We start from the raw sequence: 12,360 nt of genomic DNA on the forward strand, positions 1-12,360 counted from the left end.
GCCCGCCGGCCTCAGGCCTCGCCGTAGGGGGCCGCGGCCACGCCCGGTTCGGGGTCGGGGTGCCGCCCGGCGTGCTCGATGACATAGGCGAACACCCGGCCGTTCTCGCGTGCGAACTCGGCCGTATCGGCGCATACGCCATCGATGAGATTGCTGTCTTCGTGCAATGCCGGATCGCCCGAATGCAGGCGGTACAGCCACAGGACGATGCCGGTCTTGTGGTCCAGCACGGTGTCGCACAGACAGTCGTACAGGGCGTCGAGATTGCCGCCGAAATACTCGGGGAAATCCACCGCCTTGGCGATCGCGCGCAATACCGCCGAACGGCTGCGCGCGCGGTCGCAATCGGCAACCAGCAACGACATGCCCAGTTCGCGCGTGGCGTCGACCACGGCCTGCTTGTCCAGCCCGTCGTGATCCAAAGCGCCGCCGCGGCGCAGTTGGCGCTGCAAAGTCGTCTGACCGTTACGCGTCATGCCCCGGCCTCCCCGAAAAACTTCACCACGTCGTCAATACGCCGCATCGTATCGGCATAACCCAGTTCGATCAATCGTTGCGTGTACGTATGCTCGAACAGGAGATATGACATCAGCGCGCCACCGTTTGACCGGCTCGGGTCGGACGATACACCGAGAACGCGGAAAAGGGTACGGGCTTCCGACGGCATGTCGTCCAGGTGCTCCAGCGCCAGCTGGTCGAGCGACTGGCTGGGCGTCAAGGCCAGCACGTCCACCCGCCGCAGGGCGAACTCCGGCTCGGCCTCCTGGCCGCCGCGGCTGAGCAGGAAATTGGTGCGCTCCAGGCGCTCGACGTCCATCGACAGGCCGTCGAGGAAGATGCTCGACAGCGCGTGGCCGCCGACCTGGGCCAGCGACGGGTACGGCGGGTCCTCCTCGCGCTTTTCCGGGTGGGTGTCGTCATGGAAGCCCGTGCCGATCACCAGCACCCGGGTGGCCCCCAGGTGGATGGCCGGGCTGATGGGCGCCAGCTGCCGCATCGACCCGTCGCCGCACCATTCGACCTGCCCGTGCACGCGCACCGGCCGCGCCGGAAACACGAACGGGATGGCCGACGAGGCCATGATGTGATCGATCCCGATGGCCGACGGCACGGCGCGGCGCAGGAACCGGTGCCAGGGGTCGATCGGCCGGTCCGACTGGTAGAAGGTCAGGTGCTCGCCGCTGGTATACCCGGAGGCGGTGATGGCCAGCGCCGACAGCTTCCCGCGCGCCAGGTTGTGCCGCATGCGGTCGAAATCCATCACGCGGCCCAGCAGGTCGGCCAGCGGGCTGCTGTCGAGCAGCGACTGGGGCCGCTTGCGCGTCAGGCCGGCGTACATCCATCCCAGCGACAGCAGGCCCAGCCAGCGCACGCCGGTGCGGATCAGCCCGGGCGCGTCGGCCCGGTACACCATGCCGGTCTCCAGCGAGGCCCACAGCCGCCGCATGCGGCGCACCGCCAGGTGGGGCCGGTCGGCGCGGCAGGCCAGCGCCGCCGCATTGACCGCCCCGGCCGAGGTGCCGCAAATGATGGGGAACGGGTTGGGATAGCCCGGCCGCGCCTTCGGGTCGAGGATCGCCATGATGGCGCTGAGCGCGCCCACCTGGTAGGCGGCGCGCGCGCCGCCGCCCGTCATGACCAGGCCGGTCAGCGGGCGGGCGCCCCCCGCCCTGCCCGCGCCGCGCTCAGCGGACCGCGTCGGCATTGACCACGGCCATGGCGGCCATGTTGACGATGCGGCGCACCGTCGAGCTCGACGTCAGGATATGCACCGCCGCGTTGGCGCCCAGCAGGAACGGCCCCACCGCGACGTTGCCGCCGGCGGTCGTCTTGAGCAGGTTGTAGGCGATGTTGCCGGAGTCCACGTTGGGGCACACCAGCAGGTTGGCCTCCCCCTTGAGCGTGGACGACGGCAGGATGCGCAGGCGCAGCGCCTCGTCCAGCGCGCAGTCGCCGTGCATCTCGCCGTCGATCTCCAGCTCGGGCGCGCGCTCGCGCACCAGTTCCAGCGCGCGGCGCATCTTGGCGCCAGAGGCCGAGCTGCCGGTGCCGAAATTCGAGCGCGACAGCAGCGCCACCTTGGGCGCCAGGTTCAGGCGCCGCATTTCCTCGGCGGCCGCCACGGTGTACTCGGCGATCTGCTCGGCGCTGGGGTCGTCGTTGACATGCGTGTCCACCAGGGCCACGGTGCGCTCGTTGAGCAGCAGGATGTTCATCGCCGCGTAGGTCTGCGCGCCGGGCTTCCTGCCGATGACCTCGTCGATGAAGCGCAAGTGGTCGGCGTAGGCGCCCACCGTCCCGCAGATCAGCCCGTCGGCATCGCCCAGGCGCACCATCATGGCGCCGATCAGGGTCAGGCGGCGGCGCATTTCCACGCGCGCCATCTCCTTGGTGATGCCGCGGCGGCACATCAGCTCCCAATACGTCGTCCAGTACTGGTGGAAGCGCTCGTCGTAGTCCGGGTTACAGACCTCGACATCCTGGCCCAGCCGCAGGCGCAGGCCGAATTTCTCGATGCGCGCCGACAGCACCGCCGGGCGGCCCACCAGGATGGGACGCGCCAGGCCTTCGTCGACGATGACCTGGATGGCGCGCAGCACGCGCTCGTCCTCGCCCTCGGTGAACACGATGCGCGCCCGTCCGCCGTCGCGCACGATCTGCTTGGCCTGCGAGAACAGCGGCTTCATGAAGGCGCCGGAGTGGTAGACGAACTGCTGCAGCTGCTCGGCGTAGGCGTCCAGGTCGGCCAGCGGACGCGTGGCCACGCCGCTTTCCATGGCCGCCTTGGCCACCGCCGGCGCGATGCGCACGATCAGGCGCGGATCGAACGGCTTGGGAATCAGGTAGTCGCGGCCAAACGAAATGTCATAGGTGCCGTAGGCCGCGGCCACGACCTCGTTCTGTTCTTCGCGCGCCAGGTTGGCGATGGCCAGGACCGCCGCCTTTTCCATCTCGCGCGTGATCGTGGTCGCGCCCACGTCCAGCGCGCCGCGGAAGATGTACGGAAAGCACAGCACGTTGTTGACCTGGTTCGGGTAGTCCGAACGGCCGGTGGCCATGACGATGTCGTCGCGCACCGCGTGCGCGGCCTCGGGCAGGATCTCGGGGTTGGGGTTGGCCAGCGCCAGGATCAGCGGGTTGGCCGCCATGGTGGCCACCATCTCGGGCTTGAGCACGTTGCCGGCCGACAGGCCCAGGAACACGTCCGCGCCCTCGATCACCTCGGCCAGGGTGCGGGCCTCGGTCGGCTGCGCATAGCGCGCCTTGTCCGGGTCCATCAGGGCGGTGCGGCCCTGGTAGACGGCGCCTTCGATGTCGGTGACCCAGATATGCTCCAGCGGCAGGCCCAGGTCCACCATCAGGTCCAGACAGGCCAGGGCGGCGGCGCCGGCGCCCGAGGTCACCACCTTGACCTGCGCAATATCCTTGCCCACCACTTCCAGGCCGTTGATGAAGGCCGCGCACACCGTGATGGCGGTGCCGTGCTGGTCGTCGTGGAACACCGGGATCTTCATGCGCTCGCGCAGCTTGCGCTCGACCGTGAAGCACTCCGGCGCCTTGATGTCTTCCAGGTTGATGCCGCCGAAGGTGGCTTCCAGCCCGGCGATGATCTCCACCAGCTTGTCCGGGTCGGTCTCGTTGATCTCGATGTCGAACACGTCCAGCCCGGCGAACTTCTTGAACAGCACCGCCTTGCCTTCCATCACCGGCTTGGAGGCCAGCGCGCCGATGTTGCCCAGCCCCAGCACCGCCGTGCCGTTGGTGATCACGCCCACCAGGTTGCCCCGCCCGGTGTAGCGGAACACGTTCACCGGATCGTCGACGATCTCCTCGCAGGCGGCGGCCACGCCCGGCGAATACGCCAGGGCCAGGTCGCGCTGGTTGCTCAGCTGCTTGGTGGGGGTGACCGAAATCTTGCCGGGGCGGCCATGCTCGTGATATTCCAGCGCGGCCTTGCGAAAGTTGGCGTCCATGATGGCGATGACGTAGGTTGGAGCTGCGAAAGTGAACGATGCGGCAGCGCACGCCGGAAAGATGCTGCCCGCGCCTGCACGGGCTGGCCGGCTGCGCAAGGCGCAGTGGCGCTATCTTACTCCCGCCCCTTTGCGCCGACCGCGCCGGACCCGGCGCGCGCCGCCAGCACGCCATCCGGATCGAACAGCGCGCGCACGCGCGCATCCAGGCGCGCGGCCTCGGCCGGCGCGCTGCCGGACGCGGCCGGCGGCGGCGCCGCCGCCGGCGCCAGCAGCACGCTTTCCACCCAGGCCAGCGCGCCGTCATGCCCAAGCAACAGATGCGCCAGATTGACGCCTGCCGGTTCGCGCGGCTGCAGCGCGTCGAGGCGATAGCGCGCCGGCCAGGCAGGCTGGGCCAGGCAGGCCGCGGCATCCTGCCCGCCGGCCAGCTGGAACAGGGCCGGCACCAGGCGCTGCACCGTGGCCGAGCGCAGCGGCCGCACATCGGCCGCGCCAAAGGGGCCCAGCGCTTCGGCGGTGCCGTCGGCCAGCAGCACGCTGGCCTCCAGCACGCCGCTGGCGCCGGTCTCGCCGGTGGGCCAGCCGCGCGAATCGGCCAGCCAGTCGGCCAGCGTGCACGTCGGCGCGACCTCGGCGAACTGGTCCAGGCCGGCGGCGGCCAGCTCTCCCGCCAGGCAGCCGGGGCCGGCACGCCAGGCCCCGCCTTCGGGGGCCAGCGCGCGCAGGCCGCGCGGATCGATCTGCAACACCGGCCGTCCGGCTGGCCGGGCGCCGGGCAGGCCGAGGCTCACCCCATACTCCTGGCACAGCGCGCGCGCGCGGCGCACCTCGGCATCCGAGCGCGCCCGCAACAATGCCGCGCCCCCGGCCGGGTCCAGGTCGCGCAGCGGCGCCGCTACCGCCAGCGAGAGCCGCTCGCAGAACGCCGCCCAGGACGACTGCCGCGGGCGGCGTCCGAGCAGGAAAGCGCGTCGCGATGGCTGCATGACTACAATCCCCCTTTCGCTACATAACCCATTCGATTCACCATGCCGCGCTTAGCCACTCGTACCAACGATTTTCTGACATTCCAGGTTGTGGAGCTTTTCAAGGAAGCGCAGGCCCTGCAAGCGGCCGGGCGCGACATCATCAGCCTGGGAATCGGAGAACCGGACTTTACCGCGCCGCCCCAGGTGGTGGAAGCGCTGGAGCGCGCCGCGCGCGCCGGCCTGAGCGGCTACAGCGCGCCAGCCGGCCTGTCCGCGCTGCGCGAAGCCATTGCCGCATTCTACGAAAGCGAGTTCGGCGCGCGCGTGGACCCGGCCCGCATCATCGTCACCGCCGGCGCCTCGGGCGCGCTGGCGCTGGCCTGCGCCGCGCTGGTCAATCCGGGCGCGCAGGTCCTGATGCCCGACCCCTCGTACCCGGCCAACAGCAATTTCGTGCTGGCCGCCGGCGGGCAGCCGCGCCTGATTCCCAGCACCGCCGCCAAGCGCTTCCAGCTCTCGGCGCAGGACGTGCGCGACCACTGGAACGACGCCACCCAGGGCGTGCTGATCGCCTCGCCCAGCAATCCCACCGGCACCTCGATCGCCCACGACGAACTGGCCGAGCTGCTGGCCGCCGTGCGCGAACGCCAGGGCTTCAGCATCGTGGACGAAATCTACCTGGGGCTGTCGTACGAATCGCAACCGCGTTCGGCGCTGCTGCTGGACGACGACATCATCGTCATCAACAGCTTCTCGAAGTACTTCCACATGACCGGCTGGCGCCTGGGCTGGATGATCGTGCCCGAAAGCATGGTGGCCAAGGTCGAGAAAATGGCCGCCAGCCTGGCGATCTGCGCGCCCACGCTGGCCCAGCATGCCGCGCTGGCCTGCTTCACGCCCGACGCGCTGAAGATATTCGAGCACCGCCGCGAGGCCTTCAAGCAGCGGCGCGACTACCTGCTGCCGGAGTTCGAGCGCCTGGGCATCCCGGTGCCGGTGCGCCCGGACGGCGCGTTCTACATCTATGCGGACATCGCGGCGCTGGGCACGACCAGCATGGCGTTCTCGCATCGCCTGCTGCACGAGGGCGGCGTGGCCGCGGTGCCGGGGCTGGATTTCGGCCCCGCCCACGGCGAACGCACCATGCGCTTCTCGTACGCCACCGGGCTGGACCGCCTGCAGGAAGCCGTGGCCCGCATCGAGAAGCTGCTGTAGGCGGCAGCGCGGGCCGGCTGGCGCCGGCCCGGCGTCAATCGCGCGCCAGCGCGATGCCCGAAGCCAGCGCCAGGCGGCGCCGCTCCGCCAGCACCTTGGCGCCATAGCCGCCATCGTCGGGGCCGGTGGCCCCCACATAGCAGGCCAGGCCGCCATTGAGCGACCCGCGGCGGTTGATGCAATCCTTCAGGATCGTGGAGCCGACATGGATGTTGGCCACCGGATCGAGCGGGTTGCCCTTGCCCACGTGGGCAATGGCGTCGAACTTGTCCTGGTGCACCCGGGTCATCACCTGCATCAGCCCCTGCGCGCCCACCGGGCTTTCGGCAAACGGGTTGTAGCGCGACTCGATGGCGATCACGGCCAGCAACAGCAGCGGATCGAGCTGTTTCTCGCGGCCGACCTTGTAGACGGTATTGACCAGCACCGCGGTCGCGTCATAGGCCACCTTGTACTTGCGCGAGATATAGTTGCGCAATGCCTCCACCTGCGCGCTCGAGGCGGCGGACGGACGGTTCGGCGGCGCCGGCGGCGTATCGCTGCGCAGCGGGCCGAGGAATCCGGTCGCATTGCTGGCGGGCGCGCTCGGTATCGCCATGACCACGGCCGAGGACGCATCGGCGCCGGCTTCGGCTCCGGGTTCCAGTTCGGCGGATGGCATGGACGTAGGTGCCAGGGCGGTCAACAAGGCTTTGTGCACCTGCAGCGCCTGGTCGCGCAGACCGGGCAAGGCAAACCCCATGCTCACTGTCACGATGACCGCAATGCCCAGATAGACGGAGCTGATGCGCAGCCATTCGGCGAGATGGTGGTGCACTCCTTGGGCCAGCTGTCGGAACAGGCCGGCCACTGACGCATCGGGCATGGGACCTCCTGCGTGGAATGAGAGGAGGCAGATGTTAACCTCTGTTTTGCCTCAAGAATGTAACTATTTTGCCGGGATCTGCCTTGAAGTATCGCGACCTCCGAGATTTTCTTGCCCAGCTTGAACGCCAGGGCGAACTCAAACGCATCACCGCGCCGGTCTCGACGCGGCTGGAAATGACCGAGATTGCCGACCGGGTGCTGCGCGCCGGCGGCCCGGCCCTGCTGTTCGAGAACGCCCGCCACAACGACGCGCCGGCCGACATGCCGGTGCTGGCCAACCTGTTCGGTACGCCGCGGCGGGTCGCCTGGGGCATGGGGGCCGACGACGTCGGCGCCCTGCGCGAAACCGGCGAACTGCTGGCCTCCCTGCGCGAGCCCGAAGCGCCCAAGGGCCTGCGCGACGCGCTGGCCAAGGTGTCCATGCTGAAAGCCGCCCTGTGGGACATGAGCCCCAAGACCGTGCGCAGCGCCGCCTGCCAGGAAATCGTCTGGGAAGGCGCCGACGTCGACCTGGGCCGCCTGCCCATCCAGACCTGCTGGCCGGGCGATGTGGCGCCCCTGCTCGCCTGGGGCCTGGTGATCACGCGCGGGCCGAACGCCCGGCGGCAGAACCTGGGTATCTACCGCCAGCAGCCGCTGGGGCCGAACAAGCTGATCATGCGCTGGCTGTCGCACCGCGGCGGCGCGCTGGACTTCCGCGACCACGCCCAGGCCCACCCGGGCAAGCCGTTTCCCATCGCCGTGGCGCTGGGTGCCGACCCGGCCACCATCCTGGGCGCGGTCACGCCGGTGCCGGACACGCTGTCCGAATACCAGTTCGCCGGGCTGCTGCGCGGCTCGCGCACCGAGGTCGTCAAGGCGCTGGGCAGCGACCTGTCGGTGCCGGCCTCGGCCGAGATCGTGCTCGAGGGCCACCTGCTGCCGGCCGACGATCCGCGCGCCGTCGCTGCCGCGGTGCCCGAGGGCGCCAACCCGCCCCCGGCCACCGGCTACGAAATGGCCCTCGAAGGCCCCTATGGCGACCATACCGGCTACTACAACGAGCAGGACTGGTTCCCGGTGTTCACGGTGGACCGCATCACCATGCGGCGCAACCCCATCTACCACTCCACCTATACCGGCAAGCCGCCCGACGAGCCGGCCGTGCTGGGCGTGGCGCTGAACGAGGTATTCGTGCCGCTGCTGCGCCGCCAGCTGCCCGAAATCGTCGATTTCTACCTGCCCCCGGAAGGCTGCAGCTACCGCCTGGCGGTGGTGTCGATCCGCAAGCAGTACGCCGGCCACGCCAAGCGCGTGATGTTCGGCCTGTGGAGCGTGCTGCGGCAGTTCATGTACACCAAGTTCATCGTGGTGGTCGACGAAGACATCGACCCGCGCGACTGGACCGAAGTGGTCTGGGCCATGACCACGCGCATGGACCCCGTGCGCGACACGGTGCTGGTCGAGAACACGCCGATCGATTACCTCGATTTCGCCTCGCCGGTGTCCGGCCTGGGCGGCAAGATGGGGCTGGACGCCACCAACAAGTGGCCGGGCGAAACCAGCCGCGAATGGGGCACGCCCATACACATGGACGAGGCGGTCAAGCGCCGGGTGGATGCCATGTGGGACACGCTGGGACTGTAGCAATGCCGCGGGCGGCGCCGGCCGCCCGCCTGCCGGCCTGGCTCAATCGGCCTGGCGCTCCTCGCGCGCGGACTGCCAGATCCGGTATGCCTGCCAGCCCACCAGCGCCACGCCGGCCAGCTTGAGCAGGCCCGAGCGCCGGGCGCCGCGCCCCATCACCATGGCCGACAGCGTCGAGCTGACGAAGGGATAGCGCCGTACCAGCGCGAACGCCTGCCAGAACAGCCGCGAGGTATTGGCCTTGCCCAGGCTGGGCCAGATGGACTTGACCATGTTGCCCGGCGTCAGCGTGCGCCCCGCCTCGACGATGCCCTGCGCCAGCGCCTCGCGCTCGAGCGCGGCGCGCGCGCGCAGCAATTCAAGCCGCACCATGCGGTCTACCGAAGCCGAGTGGCGGGCCATGTCAGTCGTCCTCCGCGTTGCGCTGCCCGTCGCTGGCGCGTTGCGCATCGCGCACCCGTTCCAGCATGTCCGTATCGCGGCCGAGCTCCTCGAGCGTGGCGGCGAACGGCACGGGACCGTCGACCAGGTCGCGCCGGACCAGGAAGAACAGCACCAGCCCGATCACGCCATAGCCGCCCGCCAGCCAGCCCAGCGCGGCGTAGCGCGACTCGGTAGGCCAGAAGGCCACCGCGATCGTGATGGTGAATACCAGGACCGCCAGCGTCAGGAACAGCAGCGCGCCGAAGGCCATGCCCAGCAGTTTGATCAGGCGGATCTTTTCGCCGGCGGCTTCCAGCGCCAGTAGTTCGAGGCGTGTACGCGTCAGTCCGACCAGACTGGCGGCCACGCCGAATACCGATCTACGCAAACCCATTGTGCATGCCGGGGCGGACGCGCGGCCCGCCCCGCCGTGATCAGCGGCGGCTGATCAGCAGGCCGAGCAGCAGGCCGGTCACGCCTGCGATGCTGATGGCCTGCCAGGGATTGTCGTGCACGTAATCGTCGGTGGCGCGGGCCGCGCGGCGGCCGCGTTCGAGCACCGCGTCCTGCGCGTCGTACAGCGCCTCGCGGGTGCGGCGCACCGATGCCAGCGCGCGCTCGCGCAATTCGGTCGCCTTGTCGCCCGTGGTGCTGGCGGCTTCGCGCAGCAAGGTCTCGGCATCATTGAGGCTGGTCTTGACGCTGTCGATGAGTTTCTCTTTCGTTGCTTCGTCGGATCTTCTCGCGGCCATTATCAGCTCCTTGTCGATGTGTCGATGACGCGTTCATCATACCAGCCGCGCACCGCGCCACGTACCCCCGCGTGCTACGGGGTGCTACTTCAATTGCGTAATCTCAACGGATGACTTGATTCCGGCCTGGTCGATGTCCTGGCGCATCACCAGGTTGACGCTGGGGCAGTACCAATCGGTCACCGTGGTGTCCATGCCGGGAATCGGCAAGGTCAGGCCCTTGAAGGTGGCCATGGTGGGCTCGCTGCTGCGCGGATAGGTGATCGGCCAGCAGGCATGGCGGCCCAGCGCCGTGCTCAGGTCCTGGCGGGCGCCGACCGTCTTTTCGCCGATGCGCACCACGGTGGTCGGCTGGCCGCCCACCGGCGCCTCCTTGCCGATCCTGAGCCGGTAGCTGGCCCCGGGCAGGCGCTGCCCTTCGCCGCTGATCTTGTCGTAGGCGAACAGGCCCAGCATGCGCAGGTCGAACTGCCCCTCGGAGCGGGGCTGCTCGCCCGCCTCGGCGTACTTCACGAACGTGGCCTGGCCGTTCTTGACGGTCATCAGGTAATCCAGCCGCGACTTGCCCGGCGGCAGGCCGGCATAGCTGAAGGTGGCCATGCCCTGCACGCGCGCGCGGCAGTTGTCGCCGTTGGTCTTGGAAACCTCGGTGAAGCCCAGGTCGGCGCCCAGGCCGATGTTGCCGCTGCCGGTCAACTGCACCTGGCCGCCGTCATGCATGAACTTGGCGTCGCACACGCCCGCCTGCGCCGCGCCGGCCCACGCCAGCACACCAATTGAAACAAAAAATCGCACCATCATGGGCCGCTCCTGAAACGCTCGGTTCGGCGGCCCGGGACGCGGGCCGCGCTGGCTGATACTACACCGGTTGCGCCGGCCGGCGCCGCCCGGCAGACAGTTCTGACCCGCCCGTCCGCCCAGGGTTCCGGGCCGGCCGCGCCAGGGGCGGCCGGCGTCCAAATGATTAATGGCTATATGGATTCAAGAAATCGAAAGTTGTAGGGATGAACCCCGGTCCCTATGATCGGCTGACATTCTGCGGGCCTTCCCGCGTGGCTGATTTCCATGACGCTGTTCCCGATTTTCGCCGACCTGACGGGGCGGCGCGTACTGGTGGTAGGCGGCGGCGCCGTCGCCGTCCGCAAGACACAGGCCCTGCTGCAGGCCGGCGCCGAGGTCGTCGTGGGCGCGCCGCGCCTGGATCCGGCGCTCGCCGCCCTGGCCGAGCAGGGCGGCATCGCCCGCCTGGACGGCGGCTTCGAACCCGCCTGGCTGGCCGGCGCCTGGCTGGTGGTGGCCGCCACCGACGACCGCGCCGTCAACGCGGCGGTCAGCGAGGCCGCGCGGGCGCGCCGGGTATTCTGCAACGTGGTCGACGATGCCGAACTGTCGTCCTTCCAGGTGCCGTCCGTCGTCGACCGGTCGCCGCTGATCGTGGCCATCTCCTCCTCGGGCGTGGCGCCGGTGCTGGCGCGGCGCCTGCGCGAGCGCATCGAGTCGCTGTTCGACCATTCGCTCGGCCAGCTGGCGGCCCTGGCGGCGCGCTATCGGCCGCGCATCCGCGCCGCCCGCCCCGACCTCGGCCAGCGACGGCGTTTCTACGACTGGCTGCTCGACGGCCCGGTCGCGGCGCGCCTGCGCCAGCAACAGCCCGGGCTGGCCGAGCAGGAACTGGAACAGGCGCTGCGCGCGCCGCAGGCCGCCCCCCGGGGCAGCGTCGTGCTGGTGGGCGCGGGCCCGGGCGACCCCGGCCTGCTGACGCTCAAGGCGCTGCGCGCGCTCAATGAAGCCGACATCATCCTGTACGACCGCCTGGTCAGCGAGGGCGTGCTGGCGCTGGCGCGCCGCGACGCTGAACGCGTGCCCGTGGGCAAGCTGCCCGGCGAAGACCACGACGCCACCCAGGCGCGCATCCACGCCCTCATGCTGGCCCAGGCGCGCGCCGGCCGGTGCGTGGTGCGCCTGAAAGGCGGCGACGCCTTCATCTTCGGACGCGGCGGCGAAGAGCTGGAATACCTGCGCGCGCACGACGTGCCGTACGAGGTCGTGCCCGGCATCACCGCGGCGCTGGCCTGCGCCGCCTATGCCGGCATCCCCCTGACGCATCGCGACCATGCGCAGTCGGTGCGTATGGTCACCGCCCACTGCCGCGCCGACCAGGACACCCTGGACTGGGCCGGCCTGGCCCGCGACCAGCAGACCCTGGCGTTCTACATGGGCGTGGGCCAGCTCGATTACGTCACCGCGCGCCTGCTCGAACACGGCCGCGCGCCGGCCACCCCGTTCGCCCTGATCGAAAACGGCAGCCGGCCCGAACAGCGCGTCGTCACCGGAACGCTGGCCGAGCTGCCCGAGATCGCGCGCCGGCGCAGCGTGCGCCCCCCGGCGTTGCTGGTCATCGGCGAAGTCGCCGCCCTGGCCGACACCCTGCAATGGTTCGGCCAGCACCAGCACGGCCTGCCCGGCCCGCACGCCCTGGCCGCCTGAGCCTGGAGACTGGCACCGGCCAACCTCCAGGAAAATCTCCCCCGC

Annotated in this window: 12 protein-coding genes; 3 read left to right on the plus strand and 9 right to left on the minus strand. The window is 69.9% G+C overall.

Going from position 1 to position 12,360, the window contains the following annotated elements:
* Positions 1 to 11 precede the first annotated feature (11 nt).
* The 4 genes from EL288_RS17250 to EL288_RS17265 all read right to left on the minus strand — a co-directional run bounded on the left by EL288_RS17250 (position 12) and on the right by EL288_RS17265 (position 4,963).
* A complete protein-coding gene (locus EL288_RS17250) occupies positions 12 to 476 on the minus strand; it encodes a barstar family protein (protein ID WP_003809441.1) in 465 nt (154 codons plus the stop codon).
* Positions 473 to 1,636, minus strand: a complete 1,164-nt coding sequence (locus EL288_RS17255) for a patatin-like phospholipase family protein (RefSeq protein ID WP_003809440.1) — start codon at positions 1,634 to 1,636, stop codon at positions 473 to 475. The genes EL288_RS17250 and EL288_RS17255 overlap by 4 nt, the downstream gene beginning before the upstream one ends.
* 49 nt (positions 1,637 to 1,685) lie before the next feature.
* Positions 1,686 to 3,974 carry an NADP-dependent malic enzyme gene (locus EL288_RS17260; RefSeq protein ID WP_126621993.1) on the minus strand — a complete coding sequence of 763 codons (2,289 nt, stop codon included), beginning with the start codon at positions 3,972 to 3,974 and terminating at the stop codon, positions 1,686 to 1,688.
* Positions 3,975 to 4,090: 116 nt separating this feature from the next.
* Positions 4,091 to 4,963, minus strand: a complete 873-nt coding sequence (locus EL288_RS17265) for a hypothetical protein (protein WP_033447382.1) — start codon at positions 4,961 to 4,963, stop codon at positions 4,091 to 4,093.
* 42 nt (positions 4,964 to 5,005) lie between these two features.
* Here EL288_RS17265 and EL288_RS17270 point away from each other — a divergent pair, with 42 nt between their 5' ends.
* Entirely contained in the window at positions 5,006 to 6,160 is a 1,155-nt protein-coding gene (locus EL288_RS17270; protein WP_003809437.1) for a pyridoxal phosphate-dependent aminotransferase, read from the plus strand.
* A gap of 34 nt (positions 6,161 to 6,194) precedes the next feature.
* On the opposite strand, the gene EL288_RS17280 is transcribed toward EL288_RS17270, so the two are convergent.
* On the minus strand, positions 6,195 to 7,025 hold the full coding sequence (locus EL288_RS17280; protein WP_003809436.1) for a lytic transglycosylase domain-containing protein: 831 nt from the start codon (positions 7,023 to 7,025) through the stop codon (positions 6,195 to 6,197).
* Positions 7,026 to 7,108: 83 nt separating this feature from the next.
* Between EL288_RS17280 and EL288_RS17285 the strand changes: the two genes are divergently transcribed.
* Positions 7,109 to 8,653: a UbiD family decarboxylase gene (locus tag EL288_RS17285; protein WP_003809435.1), complete on the plus strand. Its 1,545-nt coding sequence runs from the start codon at positions 7,109 to 7,111 to the stop codon at positions 8,651 to 8,653.
* 42 nt (positions 8,654 to 8,695) lie between these two features.
* Here EL288_RS17285 and EL288_RS17290 read toward each other — a convergent pair whose 3' ends face one another.
* The 4 genes from EL288_RS17290 to EL288_RS17305 form a co-directional block, all read right to left on the minus strand.
* On the minus strand, positions 8,696 to 9,055 hold the full coding sequence (locus EL288_RS17290) for a hypothetical protein (protein ID WP_003809434.1): 360 nt from the start codon (positions 9,053 to 9,055) through the stop codon (positions 8,696 to 8,698).
* Between the two features lies 1 nt (position 9,056).
* Complete coding sequence (locus tag EL288_RS17295; RefSeq protein ID WP_003819794.1) at positions 9,057 to 9,470, minus strand: phage holin family protein; 414 nt, start codon at positions 9,468 to 9,470, stop codon at positions 9,057 to 9,059.
* Positions 9,471 to 9,510: 40 nt separating this feature from the next.
* Positions 9,511 to 9,828, minus strand: a complete 318-nt coding sequence (locus EL288_RS17300) for a DUF883 family protein (RefSeq protein WP_003809432.1) — start codon at positions 9,826 to 9,828, stop codon at positions 9,511 to 9,513.
* An 84-nt stretch (positions 9,829 to 9,912) separates the two neighbouring features.
* The gene (locus tag EL288_RS17305) at positions 9,913 to 10,629 is read right to left on the minus strand and encodes a hypothetical protein (protein ID WP_003809431.1); all 717 of its coding nucleotides are present in this window, start codon (positions 10,627 to 10,629) and stop codon (positions 9,913 to 9,915) included.
* A 264-nt stretch (positions 10,630 to 10,893) separates the two neighbouring features.
* Between EL288_RS17305 and cysG the strand changes: the two genes are divergently transcribed.
* Entirely contained in the window at positions 10,894 to 12,315 is a 1,422-nt protein-coding gene (gene cysG, locus EL288_RS17310) for a siroheme synthase CysG (protein ID WP_126621994.1), read from the plus strand.
* Positions 12,316 to 12,360: the final 45 nt, after the last annotated feature.

The sequence above is a fragment of the Bordetella bronchiseptica genome, assembly GCF_900636925.1.
Lineage (GTDB): Bacteria > Pseudomonadota > Gammaproteobacteria > Burkholderiales > Burkholderiaceae_B > Bordetella > Bordetella pertussis.

Bases quoted from the DNA above. Each gene is read 5' to 3' on its own strand.
- EL288_RS17250 (WP_003809441.1), bottom strand. From the start codon at position 476: ATGACGCGTAACGGTCAGACGACTTTGCAGCGCCAACTGCGCCGCGGC.
- EL288_RS17255 (WP_003809440.1), bottom strand. From the start codon at position 1,636: ATGACGGGCGGCGGCGCGCGCGCCGCCTACCAGGTGGGCGCGCTCAGC.
- EL288_RS17260 (WP_126621993.1), bottom strand. From the start codon at position 3,974: ATGGACGCCAACTTTCGCAAGGCCGCGCTGGAATATCACGAGCATGGC.
- EL288_RS17265 (WP_033447382.1), bottom strand. From the start codon at position 4,963: ATGCAGCCATCGCGACGCGCTTTCCTGCTCGGACGCCGCCCGCGGCAG.
- EL288_RS17270 (WP_003809437.1), top strand. From the start codon at position 5,006: ATGCCGCGCTTAGCCACTCGTACCAACGATTTTCTGACATTCCAGGTT.
- EL288_RS17280 (WP_003809436.1), bottom strand. From the start codon at position 7,025: ATGCCCGATGCGTCAGTGGCCGGCCTGTTCCGACAGCTGGCCCAAGGA.
- EL288_RS17290 (WP_003809434.1), bottom strand. From the start codon at position 9,055: ATGGCCCGCCACTCGGCTTCGGTAGACCGCATGGTGCGGCTTGAATTG.
- EL288_RS17295 (WP_003819794.1), bottom strand. From the start codon at position 9,470: ATGGGTTTGCGTAGATCGGTATTCGGCGTGGCCGCCAGTCTGGTCGGA.
- EL288_RS17300 (WP_003809432.1), bottom strand. From the start codon at position 9,828: ATGGCCGCGAGAAGATCCGACGAAGCAACGAAAGAGAAACTCATCGAC.
- EL288_RS17305 (WP_003809431.1), bottom strand. From the start codon at position 10,629: ATGATGGTGCGATTTTTTGTTTCAATTGGTGTGCTGGCGTGGGCCGGC.
- cysG (WP_126621994.1), top strand. From the start codon at position 10,894: ATGACGCTGTTCCCGATTTTCGCCGACCTGACGGGGCGGCGCGTACTG.